Origin of the sequence: Enterobacter hormaechei subsp. hoffmannii (genome assembly GCF_001729745.1) — a bacterium.
Lineage (GTDB): Bacteria > Pseudomonadota > Gammaproteobacteria > Enterobacterales > Enterobacteriaceae > Enterobacter > Enterobacter intestinihominis.
Map to the genome: position 1 here is coordinate 1,438,190 of NZ_CP017186.1, position 22,457 is coordinate 1,460,646.

Consider the following 22,457-nt stretch of genomic DNA (forward strand, 5'->3'; position numbering starts at 1 on the left):
GTCAGCCTCCGAACAGGTGGTTAAAGCGTTCCACTTCAACCCATTCGCCCGCCTCAACGTGGCCGCGATCGCGCTCCAGCACGATAAAGCAGTTACCCTGGCTGAAGGAGCTAAAGATGTGCGAACCCTGATGCCCGGTGGTGCTCACCTCCAGCTCGCCATCGGCGTTGCGCGCCAGAATGCCGCGCTGGAAATCGAGACGGCCCGGAGATTTTTTGAGGCGCGTTGCCGCCCGCACGCGCACACGTTCCGGCAGCGGGTCGGCATTGTTGCCTGAAAGCTTCGCCAGCAGCGGGATCACCAGCTGGTAGAAGGTCAGCGCGGCAGAGACCGGGTTACCCGGCAGGCCACAGAACCAGCTGTGCGGAAGTTTGCCAAACGCGAACGGTTTGCCCGGTTTAATCGCCAGCTTCCAGAAGGCGATTTCACCCAGCTCTTCAAGCAGGGTTTTGGTGTAATCCGCTTCGCCAACCGAAACGCCGCCGGAGCTGATCACCACGTCGGCAGAGGCGTCCGCGTCGATAAACGCCGTGCGCAGTTTCTCCGGATCGTCAGGAATGATGCCGAGGTTAATCACCTCGCAGCCCAGTTGCTCAAGCATCAGGTGCACCCCCAGACGGTTGGTGTCGTAAATCTGCCCCTCGTTCAGCGGCTGACCCGGAAGCTGTAGCTCGTCTCCCGTGGAGAACACCGCCACGCGTACCTTGCGGACAACGTCAATCTCCGCGATGCCAAGCGATGCCAGCACCGGCAGTTCGGCGACCGTCAGTTTTTGCCCGGCGGCAAAGACCGTTGCGCCGAGGGTAATGTCTTCCCCGATGTGGCGGATATTCTGTCCCGCTTTGACGCTGGCGGTAAAACGCACGCCGTCGTCCGTTAGTTCGGTCTCTTCCTGCATCACCACGGCTTCACAGCCTTTTGGCACCGGCGCGCCGGTCATAATGCGCACGCAGGTGCCCGCTGGCCACTCACCGTTGAACGGCTGCCCGGCAAAGGCTTTACCTGCCACCGGCAGCGGCTGACCCGTTTGCAAATCCGCCAGACGTACGGCATAGCCGTCCATCGCCGCGTTATCGAACCCCGGCACGTTCAGCGGCGAGACGATATCGCGCGCGGCAATACGGCCAAAACAGCGCACAAGCGGCAGCGTCTCAACGTCGTGCAGGGGAGTAATACGATCAAGCATCTGCGAGAGTGCCGTCTCAAGCGGCATCAGTCCGGCGGTAAAATCCATGGTGGGCTCCTGCGGAGTAACAACGAAAGCGCTCATTATGGCAGAAAAGTGCGGCTAACTGTATGACCCGATGGGTGTAAGCTTTACATCACAGTTGCGTCTTTCTATATTCAAAAATCATCTGAAGATTCGTCGACGATAATGATATTTATAGAAAAAGCAGCCAGCCAGGCTGATGGGTGATGCGAAATGAGTAAAGCGGTTATCGCAATTCATGGCGGTGCCGGGGCAATCACCCGTGCACAGCTCAGTCCCGAGCAGGAGAAGCGTTATATTGATGCGCTGAACGCCATTGTGGAAACAGGCCAGCGCATGCTGGAAGCGGGCGAAAGCGCGCTGGACGTGGTGACCGAAGCGGTGCGCCTGCTGGAGGAGTGTCCGCTGTTTAATGCCGGTATTGGCTCGGTCTTTACGCGCGATGAAACGCATGAACTGGATGCCTGCGTGATGGACGGTATCACCCTGAAAGCGGGGGCGGTGGCAGGCGTCAGCCGACTGCGCAATCCCGTGCTGGCCGCGCGTCTGGTGATGGATCAAAGCCCGCATGTGCTGCTGGCCGGGGCGGGGGCGGAGAAATTTGCCGTCGAGCACGGGATGGATACGGTCTCGCCCGATCTTTTTTCCACCGAGGAGCGTTACCGGCAGTTGCTGGAGGCCCGTACAGCGGGGATGACGCAGCTGGACCATGCCGCGCCGCTCGATGAACGCAGAAAAATGGGCACGGTAGGCGCGGTGGCGCTGGATAAAGCCGGTAACCTCGCCGCCGCGACGTCGACAGGCGGTATGACCAACAAGCTTCCCGGACGCGTCGGCGACAGTCCGCTGCCGGGGGCCGGGTGTTACGCTAATAACGCCACGGCGGCGGTGTCATGCACCGGAACCGGCGAAGTGTTTATCCGCGCGCTGGCGGCCTACGACATTACCGCGCTAATGGATTACGGCGGATTAAGCCTGAGTGAGGCCTGCGAGCGGGTAGTAATGGAGAAACTGCCAGCCCTGGGCGGGGAAGGTGGCTTAATCGCGGTAGATCGGGAGGGCAACGTGGCGCTGCCGTTCAACAGTGAAGGGATGTACCGGGCGTGGGGGTATGCCGGCGATGCGCCCAGCACAGGCATTTATCGTGAATAAGGGGGCATTGCGTGCCGCACAGTAAAGAGCTGGACAACTGCGAAGTGCTGGCTGTCCACCAACTGAATATTGCCTTTCAGGAAGAGCGGCAGTTCATCCCTGCAGTACAGAATTTATCGTTTTCGCTCAGGCGCGGCGAGACGCTGGCGATTGTTGGCGAATCAGGTTCCGGTAAATCCGTTACCGCGCTGGCGCTGATGCGTCTGCTTGAGCAGACGGGCGGGCAGGTCACCAGCGAGCGGATGCTGTTGCGCCGTCGCAACCGTCAGGTTATCGATCTCAACGAGCTGAGCGCGTCCCGGATGCAGAGGGTGCGCGGGGCGGATATTGCGATGATTTTTCAGGAGCCGATGACCTCCCTGAACCCGGTTTTTCCGGTGGGCGAGCAGATTGCCGAATCTATCCGCCTGCATCAGGGACTGAGCGGTGATGAGGCGCTCAATGAAGCAAAACGGATGCTGGAGCTGGTGCGTATCCCTGAGGCGCACGCGATTTTGTCCCGCTATCCGCATCAGCTTTCCGGCGGCATGCGCCAGCGGGTGATGATTGCGATGGCGCTGTCGTGCCGTCCGGCGGTGCTCATTGCGGACGAACCCACCACGGCGCTGGATGTCACCATTCAGGCCCAGATCCTGCAACTGATTAAGGTGTTGCAGCAGGAGATGGAGATGGGGGTGATTTTCATCACCCACGATATGGGGGTGGTGGCGGATATTGCCGATCGGGTGCTGGTTATGCATCAGGGCAATGCCGTGGAAACCGGCACGGTGGAGCAGGTCTTTCATGCGCCGGTGCATCCTTATACCAAAGCGCTGCTGGCGGCGGTCCCGCGTCTGGGGGCCATGAATGGCAGTGATTTTCCGCGCCGTTTTCCGCTGATCTCACAGACCGAACAGGGCCAGCAGGAAGACGAAACCGAGCAGGATACGGTAGTTCCCGGCAGGCCAATTCTCGAAGTGCGTGACCTGGTGACCCGTTTCCCGCTGCGCAGCGGGATCCTTAACCGCGTGAAGCGCGAAGTGCATGCGGTTGAATACGTCAGTTTTGATCTCTGGCCGGGCGAAACGCTGGCGCTGGTGGGGGAGTCCGGCTGCGGTAAATCCACCACCGGGCGGGCGCTGCTCAGGCTGGTTGAGCCGCAGGAGGGGAGCATCACCTTCAACGGTGAGCGCATCGATACACTCCCCAATGGTAAATTGCAGGCGGTACGCCGGGATATTCAGTTTATTTTTCAGGATCCTTATGCGTCGCTCGATCCGCGCCATACGGTGGGGTACTCGATTATGGAGCCGCTGCGGGTGCACAACCTGCTCGACGGTGAAGCCGCGCAGCGCCGCGTCGCGTGGCTGCTGGAGCGCGTGGGCCTGAAACCGGAGCATGCCTGGCGTTATCCGCACGAATTTTCTGGCGGTCAGCGACAGCGTATCTGCATAGCCCGGGCATTGGCCCTGAATCCGAAAGTGGTGATTGCGGATGAGTCCGTGTCAGCGCTGGATGTCTCCATCCGCGCGCAAATCATCAATCTCCTGCTCGATTTACAGCGGGATTTGGGCATTGCGTTTCTGTTTATCTCTCACGATATGGCGGTGGTTGAGCGGATCAGCCATCGCGTGGCGGTGATGTACATGGGGCAAATTGTTGAAATTGGCCCCCGTCGGGCGGTATTTGAAAACCCGCAGCATCCGTACACCCGCAAGCTGATGGCCGCCGTACCGGTTGCCGATCCTGAGCATCGTCACGCCCAGCGCGTGCTGTTGCAGGACGAAATGCCGAGCAATATTCGTAAACGGGGCGAAACTCTGGAGCGCGTGGCGCTGCGTGAAGTCGGTCCCGGTCATTTTGTCGCACCCCCGCGTCAGGGCAATGCATTCTCGCGGTTATAACTTACAACAGGCAGGAGAACACAATGGTTCCTTTTGTTGCTCGTCAATGGCTGCTTGCCGCGAGCGTGACGGCTGCGCTGGCCGCCGCCCCCGCGATCGCGGCGAAAGACGTGGTGGTGGCTGTGGGGTCTAACTTCACGACGCTGGATCCGTATGATGCTAACGACACCCTTTCTCAGGCGGTGGCAAAATCCTTCTACCAGGGGCTGTTCGGCCTGGACCGCGAGATGAAGCTGAAAAACGTGCTGGCGGAAGGCTATACCGTGTCGGACGACGGGCTGGTCTATACCGTTAAGCTCCGTACCGGCGTGAAGTTCCAGGACGGCACCGACTTCAACGCCGAGGCGGTTAAGGTCAACCTGGACCGAGCCAGCAATCCGGAAAACGGTCTTAAGCGCTATAACCTGTATAAAAATATCGCCCAAACCGAGGTGGTTGATCCGGCGACGGTGAAGATCACCCTCAAAGAGCCGTTCTCGGCATTTATCAATATCCTGGCGCATCCCGCGACGGTGATGATTTCCCCTGCGGCGTTGAAGAAATACGGCAAAGAGATTGGCTTCCACCCGGTGGGGACCGGACCGTACGAACTGCTTACCTGGAACCAGACCGATTATGTGAAGGTGAAGAAATTCGCCGGATACTGGCAGCCGGGGCTGCCGAAGCTGGATACCCTCACCTGGCGGCCGGTCGTGGACAACAATACCCGCGCCGCGATGCTGCAAACCGGCGAAGCGCAGTTTGCCTTCCCGATCCCCTACGAACAGGCAGCGCTGCTGGCGAAAAACAGCAAGCTGGAGCTGGTGGCCAGCCCGTCGATTATGCAGCGCTACATCAGCATGAACGTCACGCAGAAACCGTTTGATAACCCGAAGGTGCGCGAAGCCATCAACTACGCCATTAACCGCCAGGCACTGGTGAAGGTGGCCTTTGCAGGCTACGCCACCCCGGTGACGGGCGTGATGCCGCCAACCATTGAGTACGCGCAGAGCTATCAGCCGTGGCCGTACGATCCGGCGAAAGCGCGGGAACTGCTGAAAGAGGCGGGCTATCCGAACGGCTTTAGCACCACGCTGTGGTCGTCGCATAACCACAGTACCGCGCAGAAGGTGCTGCAATTTACCCAGCAGCAGCTGGCACAGGTGGGCATTAAAGCCAGGGTCACGGCGATGGATGCCGGACAGCGCGCGGCGGAAGTGGAAGGCAAAGGACAGAAAGAGAGCGGCGTGCGGATGTTCTACACCGGCTGGACGGCTTCAACCGGTGAAGCGGACTGGTCCCTGTCGCCGCTGTTTGCTTCCCAGAACTGGCCGCCAACGCTGTTCAATACCGCGTTCTACAGTAATCCGCAGGTGGATAAGGATCTGGCCGATGCCCTGAAAACCACCAAACCGGAAGAGAAAGCGCGCCTGTACAAAGAGGCGCAGGACATTATCTGGAAAGAGTCGCCGTGGGTGCCGCTGGTGGTGGAAAAACTGGTCTCAGCCCACAATAAAGCGCTGACCGGTTTTTACATCATGCCGGATACGGGCTTTAGCTTTGACGACGCGGATCTAAAATAAAACTCATGCTGAATTATGTGTGTAAACGCCTGCTGGGGCTTATCCCGACGCTGCTGATTGTGGCCGTGCTGGTGTTTTTGTTTGTCCACATGCTGCCCGGCGATCCGGCGCGTTTGATTGCCGGACCGGAAGCGGATGCCACGGTTATCGAACTGGTGCGTAAACAGCTCGGTCTTGATCAGCCGCTGTATCGGCAATTTCTGCGCTACATTGGCAATGTCCTTCAGGGCGATTTCGGCATCTCGATGGTGTCGCGTCGTCCGGTGTCGGAGGAGATTGCCAGCCGCTTTATGCCCACCTTCTGGTTAACGATTGCCAGTATGAGCTGGGCGGTTGTGTTTGGCCTGGGCGCGGGGATTGTCGCCGCCGTCTGGCGCAACCGCTGGCCGGATAAGCTCGGTATGGCGCTGGCAGTCACCGGTATCTCTTTCCCGGCGTTTGCGCTGGGTATGCTGCTGATGCAGATTTTCTCCGTCGAGCTGGGCTGGTTGCCCACCGTCGGGGCCGACACCTGGAAGCACTACATTCTGCCCTCTATGACGCTTGGCGCAGCCGTTGCGGCAGTGATGGCCCGTTTCACCCGCGCCTCCTTTGTCGACGTGCTGAGCGAAGATTACATTCGCACCGCGCGGGCAAAAGGGGTGAGTGAGAAATGGGTCATTCTGAAGCATGGTTTTCGTAATGCGATGATCCCGGTGGTCACGATGATGGGGCTACAGTTCGGCTTCCTGCTGGGCGGTTCTATCGTGGTTGAGAAGGTCTTTAACTGGCCGGGGCTGGGGCGCCTGCTGGTCGACTCGGTCGATATGCGTGACTATCCGGTTATTCAGGCTGAAGTTCTGCTTTTCTCGCTGGAGTTTATTCTTATCAACTTAGTGGTGGATGTGCTGTACGCCGCCATTAACCCGGCCATCAGGTATAAGTAAGATGCGATTACTGAACTGGCGTCGCCAGGCCATTTTAAACGCTATGCCGGGGATCAGGCCGGACCATATTCGCACCCCGTGGGTTGAGTTCTGGCGTCGATTCCGTCGTCAGCCCGTCGCTATGGTCGCCGGGTTGTTTGTGTTACTGCTGATCCTGGTGGCGATTATCGCCCCCTGGATAGCCCCGTTTGATGCGGAAAATTACTTCGATTACGACCGGCTGAACGATGGACCGTCGATGATGCACTGGTTTGGCGTGGACTCGCTCGGGCGCGATATTTTCAGCCGCGTGCTGGTAGGGGCGCAGATCTCGCTGGCGGCCGGGGTCTTTGCGGTGCTGATGGGCGCAGCGATTGGCACCGTGCTGGGGCTGGTGGCCGGGTATTACGAAGGCTGGTGGGACCGCATCATCATGCGTATCTGCGACGTGCTGTTTGCCTTTCCCGGTATTCTGCTGGCGATTGCCGTGGTGGCGGTGATGGGCAGCGGCATGGCGAACGTCATCATCGCCGTGGCGGTATTCACGATTCCCGCTTTCGCGCGCCTGGTACGTGGCAACACGCTGGTGCTGAAGCAGCAGACCTTTATCGAGTCGGCCCGCAGCATGGGAGCCGGCGATGCCACTATCCTGTTCAGCCATATTCTGCCGGGAACGGTCTCGTCTATCGTGGTCTATTTCACCATGCGCATAGGCGTGTCGATTATCTCGGCGGCCAGCCTGTCGTTTCTGGGGTTAGGCGCACAGCCGCCGACGCCGGAGTGGGGCGCGATGCTGAACGAGGCGCGGGCGGATATGGTGATCGCCCCGCACGTGGCGATCTTCCCGAGCCTGGCGATTTTCCTGACCGTGCTGGCGTTTAACCTGCTGGGGGATGGGCTGCGCGACGCGCTGGATCCGCGGATTAAGGGGTAGGTTTTTGCAGGAACTTACCCCTCACCCTAACCCTCTCCCCTGAGGGGAGAGGGGACTGCTCGGTGCGGTCTGTTCCCCCTCGCCCCTTTGGGGAGAGGGCCGGGGTGAGGGGTTAAAGATTAAACCCGGCTGCCCCACAAATCATACTCGTCGGCGTTTTCAACCTTCACGCGAATAATATCGCCCGGCTTGACGTTGGTTTCCCCGTTCAGGTACACCGCGCCGTCGATTTCAGGCGCATCCGCCATGCTGCGGCCAATCGCGCCTTCTTCGTCCACTTCGTCGATAATGACCAGAATTTCGCGGCCCACTTTCTCCTGCAAGCGTTCAGCAGAGATCTGCTGTTGCAGCTGCATAAAGCGGTTCCAGCGTTCCTCTTTGACCTCTTCCGGTACCTGGTCCGCCAACTCGTTGGCCGTTGCGCCTTCAACCGGGCTGTACTTGAAGCAGCCCACGCGATCCAGACGCGCTTCTTTCAGGAAGTCGAGCAGCATCTGGAAATCTTCTTCGGTTTCACCCGGGAAGCCAACGATGAAGGTGGAGCGCAGGGTCAGTTCAGGGCAGATCTCGCGCCACTGCTTGATGCGCGCCAGCTGGCGGTCAACGGATCCAGGACGCTTCATCAGCTTCAGAATGCGCGGGCTGGCGTGCTGTAATGGGATATCCAGATACGGCAGGATTTTGCCTTCCGCCATCAGCGGAATCACGCCGTCAACGTGCGGGTAAGGGTAGACGTAGTGCAGACGCGTCCAGATCCCGAGCTTAGCAAGCTGCTCGCACAGGCCAACCATGCTGGTTTTTACCGGCTCGCCGTTATGGAAGCCGGAGCGGTGTTTGACGTCCACGCCGTAGGCGGAGGTGTCCTGGGAGATGACCAGTAACTCCTTCACGCCCGCGTCGGCCAGGCGTTTGGCTTCTGCCAGCACCTCGCCAATCGGACGGCTCACCAAATCGCCACGCATCGACGGGATGATGCAGAAGGTGCAGCGATGGTTGCAGCCTTCGGAAATTTTCAGGTAAGCATAGTGGCGCGGCGTCAGCTTCACGCCCTGTTCCGGCACCAGGCTCAGGAACTGGTTGTGCTTTGGCTTTGGTACGTAGTGATGAACATGTTCCAGCACCTGCTCGTAGCTGTGCGGGCCGGTGATCTCCAGTACCTTCGGGTGCACTTCGCGGATCTGATCCACCTTCGCGCCCAGGCAGCCGGTGACAATCACTTTGCCATTTTCCGTCAGGGCTTCACCAATGGCTTCCAGTGACTCCTGGACCGCGCTGTCGATGAACCCACAGGTGTTGACGATCACCATGTCGGCGTTGTCGTAGCTTGGCACCACGTCATAGCCTTCAGTGCGAAGTTCAGTCAGGATGCGTTCGGAATCCACCAGGTTCTTCGGGCAGCCCAGGGAGACAAAGCCGATTTTCGGCGGGTGCGTAACATTGCTCATAGGTTAAAAATTCATCAATTATGGAGTTATCAGGGCGGGATTTTACAGCGTATCGCGGGGGATTTATACACTCTTGATGGCGCAGTTGAGGCGGGCAATCGTTGTAACATTGTAAAGAATGTTAATCAGTTATCGTTTATTGATCTCAGGCATCACATTGTACAAAAAATGACCTTATTATTAATAGGGTAACATGGCTGACAGAGGAGGAAATAGCATGTCCGTTGACAGACTGAAACGCGATCTGCTTAACAAGCTGATCAACGCCCGAATCGACCTGGCTGCATATCTGCAACTCCGCAAGGCGAAAGGGTATATGTCAGTCAGCGAAAGCGAAAATCTGCGTGATAATTTCTTTGAACTTTGCAATTTCATGCGTGAAAAAGCACCCATACTGAAAGCGCACTGCGCTGAAAACGAATTAGTGGCGCTGCGCCGCGCCGCCGAGGTGCTTTCCATCGCAGGGGTCTGTTTGATGAACGGACGTCACGACTGCCCGAATTTTATTGCCGTTAACGCGGAGAAGCTTGAAAACTGCCTGACCACGCTCGCGCTTTGCATCATGTGTCTGAACAAGCCGGAAACGCTTGCCCGACACTGAACCTGGGGGAGGCAACTCCCCCTTTTGATTAAGCTTTTGTAAAAGTGTTAACGCACCCGGGAACAGTGGCTAATCTTTAAGCCATATGCCGATAAAGGAGTGCGTTATGCCTCGATCCTCGCTGCTTTTCCTCCCTGTACTGTTATTCCCGCTTTCGCTGCTTGCGGCGCCCGAGACGGTTAAGGTCGACGTGCTACAGACAAAGCTGGATCACCCCTGGTCGCTGGCGTTTCTGCCTGATAATAAGGGGCTGCTGATCACGCTAAAAGACGGGCAGCTTAAGCACTGGCAAGCAGGGAAAGGGCTCTCCGATCCGATTATTGGCGTGCCGAAGGTCTGGGCGAGCGGCCAGGGCGGATTGCTGGACGTGGTGCTGGCCCCGGATTTTGAACAATCACGGCGGATCTGGCTCAGCTTCGCCGAGGCGGGTGATGATGGAAAAGCGGGTACCGCGGTGGGCTACGGGCAGTTGAGCGATGACCTCTCGCGCATTGAGGGCTTCCAGGTGGTGTTCCGACAGATGCCGAAGCTCTCTACTGGCAACCACTTTGGCGGACGGCTGGTGTTCGACGGCAAAGGCTATCTCTTTATTGGCTTAGGTGAAAACAACCAGCGCCCGACGGCGCAGGATCTGGATAAGCTTCAGGGTAAGGTGGTGCGCCTGACGGAGGACGGGAAAGTGCCGCCGGATAACCCGTTTGTGAACACCGCCGGTGCACGGCCTGAAATCTGGTCTTACGGCATTCGCAACCCGCAGGGGATGGCGATGAACCCGTGGAGCGACGCGCTGTGGCTTAATGAACACGGCCCTCGCGGCGGGGATGAGATCAACATTCCTGAAAAAGGCAAAAACTACGGCTGGCCGATGGCGACGCACGGGATCAACTACAGCGGCCTGAAAATCCCGGAAGCGAAAGGCGAGCACGTTGAGGGCACTGAAAAACCGCTGTTTGTCTGGAAAGTGTCGCCCGCCGTCAGCGGCATGGCGTTCTACAACAGCGACGTCTTCCCGCAATGGAAAAACAAGCTGTTTATCGGCGCGCTGAAGGAGAAAGACGTCATCGTGCTGAGCGTGAAGGGCAATACCGTGACGGAGGACGGGCGCATTCTTGGGGATAAAGATCATCGAATTCGCGATGTGCGCGTCGGGCCGGATGGTTATCTGTACGTGCTGACCGACGAGACGGACGGGCAGCTTTGGAAAGTCAGCCCGTCCGGGTCGTAATCAGGTCACCGGGATCATCACCACGTTGCGATACGCCGGGCGCTCGCTGAGCTGCTGGATCCAGCGCTGAAGGTGAGGGCGCGGGGTCCAGCTGAGACCCATGTTAGTGAGGTTCCAGACGAAAGGGGCGACGGCGATATCGCCCACGCCGAACGTGTCGCCGGAGAACCAGGTCTGCTTCGCCAGTTCGTCGTCCATCATCGCAAACAGCGACTCGCACGCGTCCTGGGCGGCATGAATGGCGGGATAATCACGATCGGCTTCCGGCGTACGGATAAGCCCCATCAGGATCACGCGGTGCGTTGGGGAAAGCGTCTGGTTTGCCCAGTCCATCCATTTTTCGCCCTGCGCGCGCTGGGCTGGATTTTCTACCCACAGCCGACCCTGGCCGTACTGCGCGGCGAGGTATCGCACGATGGTGTTAGACTCCCACAGCGTGGCGTCTGTCTCGTCATCGCGCAGTAGCGGCACCAGTCCGTTTGGGTTCATCGCCAGGTAGTCCGCGTCTTTATTCACGCCAAACTCCAGGCCCGCCATAACCTGCTTAAACGGTAAATCCAGCTCTTCCAGCGTCCAGAGCACTTTTTTCACGTTGGTCGAATTGTTCCTGCCCCACAGCGTAATCATATTTACTCCCGATGAGATGTGAATCCGAGTCAGCTTTTCGCCATGGTGAGATAAACCTAACAATTACGCAACAGATGCTAAAAAAAACACCGCAATCAAAGCGTATCTGAATGTTATTGCATAAACTTTAAAAACTTTACCTGGAACAGGTTTCTTTGAAGGCTGTAGTGCGCTATTACTCATCGCTTCTTGCGACACGGTGATTGTGACGTGATTTTTAGAATGGACACTCGGGTGGCATTTATGACGCAAAAAACTTCCTCTCTGCGCAGCCTGGCGGCAGGCTCGGCGCTGCTTTTCCTTTTTGCCCCAACGCTCCATGCGGCGGAACAGACAGCGCCCGAAGCGCCGCCTGTTGATGCGCGCGCCTGGATCCTGATGGATTACGCCAGCGGGAAAGTGCTGGCGGAAGGTAACGCCGACGAAAAACTCGACCCGGCGAGCCTGACGAAAATTATGACCAGCTATGTGGTCGGCCAGGCGTTGAAAGCGGGCAAGATCAAGTTGAATGACATGGTCACCGTCGGGAAAGATGCCTGGGCGACCGGTAACCCGGCGCTGCGCGGCTCGTCCGTGATGTTCCTGAAGCCTGGCGACCAGGTCTCCGTGTCCGATCTGAATAAAGGGGTCATTATTCAGTCGGGAAATGATGCCTGTATTGCGCTGGCCGATTACGTCGCGGGCAGTCAGGACTCATTTATTGGGCTGATGAATGGCTACGCGAAAAAACTGGGTCTGACCAATACCACTTTTAAAACTGTTCACGGCCTGGATGCGCCGGGTCAGTTCAGTACCGCGCGCGATATGGCGCTGCTGGGCAAAGCGCTGATCCATGACGTGCCGGATGAGTACGCTATCCATAAAGAGAAAGAGTTTACCTTCAACAATATCCGCCAGCCTAACCGTAACCGTCTGCTGTGGAGCAGTAACGTTAACGTGGACGGCATGAAAACCGGTACAACTGCCGGGGCCGGATACAACCTGGTGGCTTCTGCGACGCAGGGCGATATGCGCCTGATCTCAGTGGTGCTGGGAACGAAAACCGACCGAATTCGTTTTAACGAATCCGAAAAACTGCTGACCTGGGGTTTCCGCTTCTTTGAAACCGTCACGCCGATTAAGCCGGACGCTACCTTCGTGAGCCAGCGTGTCTGGTTTGGTGATAAAAGTGAAGTGAACCTGGGAGCGGGTGAAGCGGGTTCCGTCACCATTCCACGCGGTCAGCTGAAAAACCTGAAAGCCAGCTATACCCTGACCGAGCCACAGCTCACCGCACCGCTGAAAAAAGGTCAGGTGGTCGGGACGATAGATTTCCAGCTTAACGGCAAATCTATTGAGCAGCGTCCGCTGGTGGTAATGGAAGCGGTGGAAGAGGGCGGCTTCTTCAGCCGGATGTGGGACTTTGTGTTAATGAAATTCCACGGCTGGTTTGGCAGCTGGTTCAGCTAAGTTTTTGCCGGGTGGCGGCTTCGCCTTACCCGGCCTACAACGGCTCGAACGTAGGCCGGGTAAGCGCAGCGCCACCCGGCATAACCTCAATACATCAACTTCACCTGCTGCGCTTTCGCGTATGCCACCAGCTCGTCATCCGGGCGGCAATCACTGACGATGGCGTCAAAGCGCGACAGTTCTCCCATCCTTGCCGGACGGACCTTGCCAAATTTACTGTGATCAACCACCAGCACATGCTGCTGCGCGGCGTTGAGCGCCCACTGTTTCACCGGTAACTCTTCAAGATTAAAACAGGTTGCCCCCTGTTTCACATTCACGCCCGCCGCAGAGTAAAAGGCGATATCAGGGCATACATTGCTCAGCGTGTCCTGAATATTCAGCGGCTTGAAGATGGCGTTGCTGGCATGAAACTCGCCGCCACACAAAATCACCCGGCATGCTGGTTTCTCCTGCAAAGCCAGGAAGGTATTTAGCGAATAACAGACGGCGGTAAAGGGAACGGTGCTGTCGATGGCCTCGATGATCCACGGGGTTGTCGTACCGCAGTCAAAAAACAGCGTTTGATGCGGCTGCACCAGCGAGGCGGCGAGCCGCGCGGCTTTGCGCTTCTCTTCCACCAGGCGTGTTTTTTGATCGCTTAACAGATAATGGCTGGCGCTACGCGGCTCCAGAACAATATACCCGCCAAGCAGCACAACGGGGGCGCTGTCGCTGTTCAGATCGCGACGAATGGTCATTTCAGACACGCCAAGCAGGGAAGCGGCTTCCTTAAGATGCAGCTTATCGCTGCGCTTCAGCGCCTGAAGCAGCTGAGCAATGCGGTCATCGCGACGTGTTTCCATAGATCCTCGGGCTAAAAAAGTGAGCCCCCGCAGGGCGGGGGCTCAAGTGTAACCTGACGGACCGGGGTTAGTCACGTATCCAGCCTTTGCGGATCGGAAGGGCAAACAGAACGCGATAGGCCTGTGATAATCCACGATAAAGCGCCGGGCCAAAAAGGCTCCACAGGATGGCTGCGCTGACGCAGCCCATCAGCCCCACCAGGAAACCGCCGACCATATCCAGCGGCCAGTGCACTCCCAGGTAGACGCGGGACCAGGCGATGGCGACTGCCACGCCCATCAGCACTACGCCGGACCACAGGCGATGCCAGAACAGGAAGGCCAGCGCAAAGGTGAAGATCACCGTGCCGTGATCGCTCGGGAACGAGTCATCCGGCGCATGGTGCAGGAAGTTGTAGCCGACGCGATCGACAAACGGACGATCGTGCGGGAAGGCGTGACCCAGCACGTAGCTTGCCAGCACGCTCACGCCAATTGCCATCGCCATTTTGATCACCAGATGGCGCTGGGCGGTGACCTGTGTACGAGGTCCCCATAACCAGAGGATCACCGCCAGCGCCGGTACAATGCTAATCAGATCTTTCGCAATGAAGGTGGCGAGATCGATCATCCATTCCGGTGACGACGGCGTGGCGTTGAGCAGGTAAAACAGTTCGTAGTTCAGATTTTCTAACATAATCTCGTTACTCTTTAGCAAACCGGGCGGAAACCAGCCCGTAAACCAGCACCTGGGAAAACCAGACCCACCACCCGGCCCACAGGTTGTGAGAGAAAAAATGCGCGCCGCGCATGACCTGCCCGAAGCCCATCACCAGCCCCATAACAACGCCTGACGCGACAAAGGACCATGCCAGGCGCGGACGTTCACGCCAGAAGGCAAAAAACAGCCCCATCACCATAAACCCGCTGGAGGCGTGGCCGCCGGGAAAGCAGCGTCCCGGTCCGCTGTCTGCCGGAACGGCGCTGAACAGGGGATACGAAACGGACCTGCCGCCATATTCCACCAGATCCCACGGACAGCTGTGGTGGCTTATGCTTTTCAGCACCCCTACTACCAGCGCACCCAGCCCCATCAGAAGCGCGGCCGTTACCAGTCGGGCATTGCGTTTGTAAGCGCCGTAAATCAGCGATGCGGCAGCGATAACAATGGTCACATATTTCGCCAGCCGATGGTTCAGCAGATCCAGCAGCGGGTTTTGCTGTAGCGGAAAATGATGCGCCGCTGCGTCATACCAGAAACCGGTTATCCATCGGTCAAGCGATTCATCGCGCGAAAGCCAGGTAAAAAGCACCGCAAGGGCAATAAGCACGAAAAGTTGATAACCATAAAAGCGGGCAGGCAAACGGTAAAGACGTTTTGTCTTATTTGTCGGTAACTTAGATAATTCTGAAGGGCTGACGGCGTGTGTCATAGTTTCGGTCAATAACGTGAAATAGCACTATCATAGGGAGGGCAACTTAAGGAAACCTTAAACAACAACGATAAGTGCGTTATTTCTGTTTTTTCACGTTAATTTGCTATCTCAGACAGCGGCAATTCATTACACTCATCGCGATTTTTTCATACTAAAGAGATTGCATGATAAACCGTTCTTCTTCCGGTAATCGTCTGGGTCGTCAGGCGTTACTTTTTCCTCTGTGTCTGGTGCTTTACGAATTCTCTACCTACATCGGCAACGACATGATCCAGCCCGGCATGCTGGCTGTGGTTGAGCAGTACAACGCAGGTATTGAGTGGGTGCCGACATCCATGACCGCCTATCTGGCGGGCGGCATGTTTTTACAGTGGCTGTTAGGGCCGCTGTCGGATCGTATTGGCCGCCGTCCGGTGATGCTGACGGGCGTAGTGTGGTTTATCGTCACCTGTCTCGCCACGCTGCTGGCGCAGAGTATTGAGCAGTTCACGCTGCTGCGTTTCCTTCAGGGCGTGAGCCTGTGCTTTATTGGCGCCGTGGGCTATGCCGCTATTCAGGAGTCGTTTGAGGAGGCGGTGTGTATCAAAATTACCGCGCTGATGGCAAACGTGGCGCTGATTGCACCGCTTCTTGGACCGCTGGTGGGAGCCGCATGGGTTCACGTCGCGCCGTGGGAGGGGATGTTCGTCCTCTTTGCCGCGCTTGCGGCTATCTCTTTCTTTGGCCTGCACCGTGCGATGCCGGAAACCGCCACCCGCCTGGGCGAAAAGCTCTCGCTTAAAGAGCTGGGGCGGGATTATAAGGCGGTGCTGAAAAATGGCCGTTTTGTCGCGGGCGCATTGGCGACGGGCTTTGTCAGCCTGCCGCTGCTGGCGTGGATTGCCCAGTCGCCGGTCATTATCATCAGCGGCGAACAGCTTAGCAGCTATGAGTATGGCCTGTTACAGGTGCCGATTTTTGGCGCGCTGATTATCGGTAACCTGGTGCTGGCGCGTCTGACGTCGCGCCGTACCGTGCGTTCGCTGATTATTTTGGGCGGCTGGCCCATAGCGGCAGGGCTGATTATCGCGGCGGTGGCGACCGTAGCCTCGTCTCATACGTACCTGTGGATGACGGCGGGGCTGAGTGTTTACGCGTTTGGTATCGGCGTGGCGAATGCTGGCCTGGTGCGCCTGACGCTGTTCGCCAGTGAAATGAGTAAAGGCACGGTGTCTGCCGCGATGGGGATGCTGCAAATGCTGATTTTCACCGTCGGTATTGAGGTGAGCAAGCATGCTTATGCGTTTGGCGGAAACGGGCTCTTCAGCCTGTTCAATCTCGCAAACGGTGTGCTGTGGGTAGGGCTGATGGTGGTGTTCCTGAAGGACAAACGCGTCGGAAATGCCCTGCAACCGTAATCCTTATTCCCTCTCCCCCCTGGGCGAGCTCGGGACAGTTCCCTCTCCCTGTGGGCTGAGGGATCCCCAGTAATTTGAAAGCAAAAGCGATAACGTTGCCTCAGAATAACTGAGGGCTTTCAGCGATGCCTCGGTCCGGCTGTAAATCGCTGAGGCGTTTCCTGTAGGCCGGGGCGAGGCGCAGGGATGCGCCGAGAGGGCGGGCTTTACAGGGATGTTACCTCCGCCCGTCCCCGATAAGCCGGAAGGAATAAGCCGAAGGCACCGCGAAGCGGCGATTTTCCGCCGGAAGCCCGGGTCGCCAGGGTGGTGGCGACTGAGCCACCCTGGCACGTTCACCGGTCATGTCGTGACAGAGTAGCAAGGAACATAAAGTGAACGGAATGACCACCAGAGCCGTATGTTCCCCCTCACCCCAGCCCTCTCCCTCAAGGGAGAGGGGGCCATCTGTGCAGGCATTATTTTGTGGGGAACCCTCAGCCCTGTGGGAGAGGGTTAGGGTGAAGGCACCAGACCGCACGGAATCAATTAAACGGCGCCTTCCCCTCCAGCACCATATCAATCACGTCCAGCACCCCTTCGTCATTATTGTTCGGCGCTTCATAGCGGGCCACAGCCTTTATATGCGGTCTGGCGTTGGCCATCGCGAAGCCAAACCCAGCCTGGCGCAGCATCTCCACGTCGTTACCGCTGTCGCCAAAGGCCACCACTTCACTGTCCTCAATGCCCCAGCGCGCTTGCAGGATCCGCAGGCCGTTAGCTTTGTGCACGCCAGGGATTATCAGGTCGATACTGCCGTGACCCGTGGTCACCGGCACCATGATGTCGCCAAGCTTCTCATGCAGCAGCGCCTGAATGCGCGGTATTTCGTCGTCAGAGACGTTAAGCCCGAACTTGAAGAAAATATCGTTGAGGTTGTCAAAGCTGCTGACGCTTTCAAGGCGGTGATAGTATTTCGCCGCAATCTCTTTGAAGAGGTCGTTATACGTTTTCAGCGTGTAGGCGCTGTTTTTTCCGCAGGCAATTATCTCAATGCCGGGCACGTCGTTTAACAGGGTGGCGACGGTCAGAAAATGCTCTTTCGACAGTTCGCCGTTAAACACGTCTTCGCCCGCATCCACCACCCAGCCGCCGTTTTCGGCGACGAAGGCAATTTCATGGGCGATCTCGGGGAAAAATGAGATCAACTGGTAGTACTGGTTTCCGCTGGCGACCACAAAACGGATGCCTTGCGCTTTCATGCGCGCGTACTGCGCCAGAAAACGCGCGCGATTATAGGTTTTCGCATCGCTCAGGAAGGAGCCATCCATGTCGACTGCAATCAGTTTAACGCTCATATCCCTTCTCCATTGTCGTTTGTTCTGCTTCCGGTTTTGCCACCGCACGCGCCACCAGGGCGGCAATAATCACTAACCCTAACACCACCAGCATGGCGCTGCGCAACCCGTAGTGCTCACCGAGGAATCCAAGCAACGGTGGCCCCACCAGGAAGGCAAGGTAGCCCGTGGTCGCCACAACGCTCACGCGCGTCGGCGCATCGGGGCCGGTATCGCTGGCAGCGGAAATGGTCAGCGGGAAGCCAAGGGAGGCGCCCAGCCCCCACAGGATCACCGACACACCGGCAATCCAGTCCACATCCACAAAGATGATCATCGCGATGCCCAGCCCACCCAGCAGGGCGCTGGCACGGACGACCGCCACGCGGCTGTAACGGTCGATAAACCAGCCGCCGGTAAAGCGTCCGACGGTCATGCCGAGCGTAAATCCAGCGTAGATCAGCGAGCCGGAGGTGGGGCTAAATCCGTGCCCGTCCACCATCAGCAACGGTAGCCAGTCGTTGGCGGAGCCTTCAGCAAATGCCATCGCTAGCACCACCACGCCAATCAGCATTAGCTGGAAATCACGATAGAAGGGCAACCCTTTTGCCGCAGACTTCTGTTCGTCCGAGGCGTGTTGCCCTGTGCCTGCGGGAATAGCCCTGATGCCGGTGAGGATCGGGATAATACAGACCAGCGCCGCCAGCAAAATGTGCACATTGGCCGCAATGCCCAGCGCCGTCAGCGCCATCCCCACGCCCGCGCCCGCCAGCGTGCCGAGACTGTAAAAGCCATGCATCATGGGCAGCACCGTTTTGTTCATCGCCTGTTCGACGGCGGCCCCCTCGACGTTAATGGCCACTTCAGCCGCACCAAAGCTGCCGCCAAATACCATCAGCCCAAGGGCAAACATCAGCGGCGAGGCGAACCACAGCGCCACGCTCAAAGCGAACATTCCCACCACGGCGCAGCACATGGTGGTACGGATCACCGCGCGCGTGCCAAAGCGCTTCACCAGCCAGGCCGAGCAGAGGATGCCGCTCATCGAGCCAATCGACAGGCCAAACAGCACGATCCCCATCTCCGCCGTCGAGACGGATAGCGTATCGCGGATTGCCGGGGTGCGCGTTGCCCAGGAAGCCATCAGCAGCCCGGGGATGAAGAAGAACATAAACAGCGCCCACATGCGCAGATGCAGGGCTTTGCGAGGAGAAGTTAGCGTCATTGGGATCAGCACCAGAAGTACAACAATAGCGACAACACTAGCAACTTTGTGTACATTTGTACATAAACCGGATGAGGATTTTATGAGCAGACCACCAAACGACCCTAACCGCCGCGAGAAGATACTCCAGGCGACGCTGGACACCATAGCTGAGCACGGTATTCATGCCGTCACGCACCGCAAAATTGCCACCTGCGCAGGCGTACCGCTGGGGTCGATGACCTACTATTTCGACGGGATGGAGTCGCTTCTGGAGGAGGCGTTCACGTGGTTTACGCAGCAGATGTCTCAGCAGTACCGGGATTTCTTCGCGGGGGTGACCGGGCGGGAGAGGGCGTGCGAGGCCATTACCACGCTGATCCACAGTTCAGCCGTGACCACGCCACACAATATGGCGCTGATGTATCAGCTGTACGCTTTTATGCACCGCAGCGCCGCGCTGAAAACGGTGATGCAGGACTGGATGAAGATGAGCCAGACTACGCTTGAGCAGTGGTTTGATCCGGCCACCGCCCGTGCGCTGGATGCGTTTATCGAGGGGATGACGCTGCATTTTGTAACCGACCGGTCGCCGTTAACCCGGGAGGAGATCCGGGCGATAGTGGGACGGATTGCAGGCGAGGATACCGTCTGATAGCGCTCGCCCCGGCCACGCCTGATGTCAGGAGATTTTTTTCCCGCTGGCGTCAACGACGACTTCGCCATCTTCCTTTGTAAATGCCCCTTTTTGCGCGTCCGGAAGGATGTCGAGAACGACTTCAGAAGGGCGGCACAGACGTGTACCCAGCGGCGTCACCACAATCGGACGGTTAATCAGAATGGGGTATAGCAGCATGAAATCAATAAGCTGGTCATCGGTGAAATTTCCCCCGGCAAGGCCCAGTTGCTCGTAAGGCTCGACGTTTTTGCGCAGCAGATCGCACACGGGAATCCCCATGTCTGCAATCAGCCTGGTCAGTTCATCACGCGACGGTGGGTTCTCAAGATAGAGAATAATTTCGGGTTCCGTACCGCTGTTACGGATCATCTCCAGCGTATTGCGCGACGTGCCGCAGGCCGGGTTGTGGTAAATGGTAATGTTGCTCATATCAGGTACTCACTACAGTGTAACGGAGAGACGTAACGCCAGCGCGGCAAGCGTTACAAACAGGACCGGCAGCGTCATTATCAAGCCCGTCCGGAAATAGTAGCCCCAGGAAACGATCATGTTTTTCTGCGCCAGTACATGCAGCCAGAGCAGGGTGGCCAGGCTACCGATGGGGGTGATTTTCGGCCCCAGATCGCAGCCAATCACGTTCGCGTAAATCATCGCCTCTTTTATCAAACCTGTTGCCGAACTGCCATCAATTGAGAGCGCGCCAATCAGTACCGTTGGCATATTGTTCATTATGGATGACAGCAAGGCGGTGATGAATCCGGTGCCCAGCGTGGTGGCCCAGAGTCCATAACCGGCTAAGCGATCCAGAACGTCTGAGAGATGCTCTGTCAGCCCGGCGTTGCGCAGGCCATACACCACCAGATACATTCCCAGCGAGAAGATAACGATCTGCCACGGTGCGCCGCGAAGCACTTTTCCGGTATTGATAGCGTGCCCGCGTTTTGCGACGACAAACAAAATCAGCGCGCCCACGCTCGCGATGGCGCTGACGGGGATGCCGAGAGGCTCAAGCACAAAGAATCCGACGAGCAGTAGCAGCAGCACGATCCAGCCCGTTCTGAACGTCGGCAGGTCATGAATGGCCCGTGCGGGCTCGCGGAGTTTTGCCAGGTCATATTCCGGCGGTATTTCCTTGCGGAAGAACAGATGCAGCATCACCAGCGTCGCGGCAATTGCGGCGATATCAACCGGGATCATCACCGAGGCGTATTCGCTAAAGCCCAGCTTAAAGAAGTCCGCTGAGACGATGTTGACCAGGTTGGAGACAATCAGCGGCAGGCTGGCGGTATCGGCGATAAATCCCGCCGCCATCACGAACGCCAGCGTGGCCTGCTTGCTGAACCCCAGCGCCAGCAGCATGGCGATAACGATAGGCGTCAGGATCAATGCCGCACCGTCATTGGCGAACAGCGCCGCCACGGCCGCACCCAGCAGCACGATCCAGGTAAACAGCAACCGCCCGCGACCGTTTCCCCAGCGAGCAACGTGCAGCGCCGCCCACTCGAAAAAACCGGACTCATCCAGCAGCAAACTGATAACGATTACCGCGATAAACGTGGCCGTCGCATTCCAGACGATGTTCCAGACCACCGGAATGTCGTTAACGTGGATCACACCGCTCGCCAGCGCCAGCGCGGCGCCAATGGTGGCACTCCAGCCGATACTGAGCCCTTTGGGCTGCCAGATAACCAGTACCAGCGTAAACAGAAAAATAGCCCCTGCCAGAAACATCTTTTACTCCGTTATATCTGTTTTTGTGAATGTGTTTTGGTCAGCACGAGCCCGGGAGGCGGTTTTTCAGCTTCATACGTGTCTCTTCTCGCAGGCAGTTCCAGCTGTTATCGATAACGGTTGCCGCCCACGCGGGCATGTTGGGAGAGAGACGGTAGTAGATCCATTTACCCTCACGACGATCGATGACCAGCCCGGCCTCGCGCAGTAAGGCCATATGGCGGGAGACTTTCGGCTGCGGCTCGTTGGTAGCGGAGCAGAGATCGCAGACGCACAGCTCGCCCGCTTCACGCAGAAGCATGACGATGGAGAGGCGCGTTTCGTCGGAGAGGGTTTTGAAGAGCTGAACGGGGTGAAGCATCTGGCGATCCTGCGTGGTTTTTGTCATATACATTAAATCATATATGTTTGTGGCGAGTGAGGGAAGGGCAATAAGGGCAAATAAATGTCCTCAGTGAAGTACCATTACATTGAGCAGTCGTCTTTGAGCCACAGACAGGGCGGGATTAGAAGATTAATGATTCCTGGTTTTGTTGAATATCTTCAATGTTATGAGACAGACGATCGTTGCAGATGTTAACAGAATCAAAATATCAATATTTGTATATGTTTCGTACATTGTCTCCGCATTAATATCACCATAGATGAAGCCGCAAATAGCAGTTGCAACGTCGTGGTTAATATAAGCTGTTGAAGGACCCAGCATACGTCCTGCCAGGAAGCTAATTAACACAAACCAGACGGCCTTAAGTAGTCTTGAGCCCCATTTACGGGCAAGGGTAGTGATATCCACCGTCAATAACCTCAATACTATTGCACGCGATATGTGAACGCATACATGGGACCTAAATAAATTCCGGTTTCAGAAGAGCGATTA

At 57.4% G+C, this 22,457-nt stretch carries 21 protein-coding genes; 10 read left to right on the plus strand and 11 right to left on the minus strand.

Annotation, left to right across the window (positions count from 1 at the left end; genetic code table 11):
* Position 1 precedes the first annotated feature (1 nt).
* Positions 2-1,234: a molybdopterin molybdotransferase MoeA gene (gene moeA / locus BFV65_RS06730; RefSeq protein ID WP_069596387.1), complete on the minus strand. Its 1,233-nt coding sequence runs from the start codon at positions 1,232-1,234 to the stop codon at positions 2-4.
* Positions 1,235-1,423: 189 nt separating this feature from the next.
* Between moeA and iaaA the strand changes: the two genes are divergently transcribed.
* Genes iaaA through gsiD form a run of 5 tightly spaced genes read left to right on the plus strand, consistent with a single transcriptional unit; the run spans position 1,424 to position 7,646 of the window.
* On the plus strand, positions 1,424-2,362 hold the full coding sequence (gene iaaA, locus BFV65_RS06735) for a beta-aspartyl-peptidase (protein WP_069596388.1): 939 nt from the start codon (positions 1,424-1,426) through the stop codon (positions 2,360-2,362).
* 11 nt (positions 2,363-2,373) lie between these two features.
* Complete coding sequence (gsiA, locus tag BFV65_RS06740) at positions 2,374-4,245, plus strand: glutathione ABC transporter ATP-binding protein GsiA (protein ID WP_069596389.1); 1,872 nt, start codon at positions 2,374-2,376, stop codon at positions 4,243-4,245.
* A gap of 23 nt (positions 4,246-4,268) precedes the next feature.
* Positions 4,269-5,807: a glutathione ABC transporter substrate-binding protein GsiB gene (gene gsiB / locus BFV65_RS06745; protein WP_069596390.1), complete on the plus strand. Its 1,539-nt coding sequence runs from the start codon at positions 4,269-4,271 to the stop codon at positions 5,805-5,807.
* A gap of 5 nt (positions 5,808-5,812) precedes the next feature.
* Positions 5,813-6,733 (plus strand): glutathione ABC transporter permease GsiC, encoded by a 921-nt coding sequence (gene gsiC / locus BFV65_RS06750; RefSeq protein WP_006809475.1) that lies wholly within the window; start codon positions 5,813-5,815, stop codon positions 6,731-6,733.
* A gap of 1 nt (position 6,734) precedes the next feature.
* The gene (gene gsiD, locus BFV65_RS06755; RefSeq protein ID WP_032624585.1) at positions 6,735-7,646 is read left to right on the plus strand and encodes a glutathione ABC transporter permease GsiD; all 912 of its coding nucleotides are present in this window, start codon (positions 6,735-6,737) and stop codon (positions 7,644-7,646) included.
* 119 nt (positions 7,647-7,765) lie between these two features.
* Here gsiD and rimO read toward each other — a convergent pair whose 3' ends face one another.
* Positions 7,766-9,091, minus strand: a complete 1,326-nt coding sequence (rimO, locus tag BFV65_RS06760) for a 30S ribosomal protein S12 methylthiotransferase RimO (RefSeq protein WP_069596391.1) — start codon at positions 9,089-9,091, stop codon at positions 7,766-7,768.
* Positions 9,092-9,308: 217 nt separating this feature from the next.
* Between rimO and bssR the strand changes: the two genes are divergently transcribed.
* Entirely contained in the window at positions 9,309-9,692 is a 384-nt protein-coding gene (gene bssR / locus BFV65_RS06765; protein WP_063149500.1) for a biofilm formation regulator BssR, read from the plus strand.
* A gap of 106 nt (positions 9,693-9,798) precedes the next feature.
* Positions 9,799-10,917, plus strand: a complete 1,119-nt coding sequence (locus BFV65_RS06770; RefSeq protein ID WP_069596392.1) for a PQQ-dependent sugar dehydrogenase — start codon at positions 9,799-9,801, stop codon at positions 10,915-10,917.
* Here BFV65_RS06770 and BFV65_RS06775 read toward each other — a convergent pair whose 3' ends face one another.
* The gene (locus BFV65_RS06775) at positions 10,918-11,544 is read right to left on the minus strand and encodes a glutathione S-transferase family protein (protein ID WP_032624583.1); all 627 of its coding nucleotides are present in this window, start codon (positions 11,542-11,544) and stop codon (positions 10,918-10,920) included. It abuts the gene before it with no gap.
* A 243-nt stretch (positions 11,545-11,787) separates the two neighbouring features.
* Between BFV65_RS06775 and dacC the strand changes: the two genes are divergently transcribed.
* Positions 11,788-12,993, plus strand: coding sequence for a serine-type D-Ala-D-Ala carboxypeptidase (dacC, locus tag BFV65_RS06780; RefSeq protein ID WP_023299674.1), 1,206 nt, complete (start codon positions 11,788-11,790; stop codon positions 12,991-12,993).
* A gap of 86 nt (positions 12,994-13,079) precedes the next feature.
* On the opposite strand, the gene deoR is transcribed toward dacC, so the two are convergent.
* From deoR to BFV65_RS06795, 3 genes are all read right to left on the minus strand, one after another.
* The gene (gene deoR / locus BFV65_RS06785) at positions 13,080-13,838 is read right to left on the minus strand and encodes a DNA-binding transcriptional repressor DeoR (RefSeq protein ID WP_022647554.1); all 759 of its coding nucleotides are present in this window, start codon (positions 13,836-13,838) and stop codon (positions 13,080-13,082) included.
* A gap of 67 nt (positions 13,839-13,905) precedes the next feature.
* Positions 13,906-14,514 (minus strand): undecaprenyl-diphosphate phosphatase, encoded by a 609-nt coding sequence (gene ybjG, locus BFV65_RS06790; RefSeq protein ID WP_022647555.1) that lies wholly within the window; start codon positions 14,512-14,514, stop codon positions 13,906-13,908.
* Between the two features lie 7 nt (positions 14,515-14,521).
* Entirely contained in the window at positions 14,522-15,250 is a 729-nt protein-coding gene (locus BFV65_RS06795) for a phosphatase PAP2 family protein (protein ID WP_023299675.1), read from the minus strand.
* A 167-nt stretch (positions 15,251-15,417) separates the two neighbouring features.
* Between BFV65_RS06795 and BFV65_RS06800 the strand changes: the two genes are divergently transcribed.
* Positions 15,418-16,650: an MFS transporter gene (locus BFV65_RS06800; RefSeq protein WP_069596393.1), complete on the plus strand. Its 1,233-nt coding sequence runs from the start codon at positions 15,418-15,420 to the stop codon at positions 16,648-16,650.
* Positions 16,651-17,174: 524 nt separating this feature from the next.
* Here BFV65_RS06800 and BFV65_RS06805 read toward each other — a convergent pair.
* Positions 17,175-17,987, minus strand: coding sequence for a Cof-type HAD-IIB family hydrolase (locus BFV65_RS06805; protein ID WP_022647558.1), 813 nt, complete (start codon positions 17,985-17,987; stop codon positions 17,175-17,177).
* Positions 17,977-19,191: an MFS transporter gene (locus BFV65_RS06810; RefSeq protein ID WP_023299676.1), complete on the minus strand. Its 1,215-nt coding sequence runs from the start codon at positions 19,189-19,191 to the stop codon at positions 17,977-17,979. The genes BFV65_RS06805 and BFV65_RS06810 overlap by 11 nt, the downstream gene beginning before the upstream one ends.
* An 82-nt stretch (positions 19,192-19,273) precedes the next feature.
* Here BFV65_RS06810 and BFV65_RS06815 point away from each other — a divergent pair, with 82 nt between their 5' ends.
* Positions 19,274-19,825 (plus strand): TetR/AcrR family transcriptional regulator, encoded by a 552-nt coding sequence (locus BFV65_RS06815; RefSeq protein WP_032624580.1) that lies wholly within the window; start codon positions 19,274-19,276, stop codon positions 19,823-19,825.
* A 27-nt stretch (positions 19,826-19,852) separates the two neighbouring features.
* On the opposite strand, the gene arsC is transcribed toward BFV65_RS06815, so the two are convergent.
* The 3 genes from arsC to BFV65_RS06830 are packed head-to-tail and all read right to left on the minus strand — an operon-like array spanning position 19,853 to position 21,941.
* Positions 19,853-20,278 (minus strand): glutaredoxin-dependent arsenate reductase, encoded by a 426-nt coding sequence (gene arsC / locus BFV65_RS06820; protein ID WP_023299678.1) that lies wholly within the window; start codon positions 20,276-20,278, stop codon positions 19,853-19,855.
* Positions 20,279-20,290: 12 nt separating this feature from the next.
* Positions 20,291-21,580, minus strand: coding sequence for an arsenic transporter (locus BFV65_RS06825; RefSeq protein ID WP_069596394.1), 1,290 nt, complete (start codon positions 21,578-21,580; stop codon positions 20,291-20,293).
* 40 nt (positions 21,581-21,620) lie between these two features.
* A complete protein-coding gene (locus BFV65_RS06830) occupies positions 21,621-21,941 on the minus strand; it encodes a metalloregulator ArsR/SmtB family transcription factor (RefSeq protein WP_022650686.1) in 321 nt (106 codons plus the stop codon).
* Positions 21,942-22,457 lie beyond the last annotated feature (516 nt).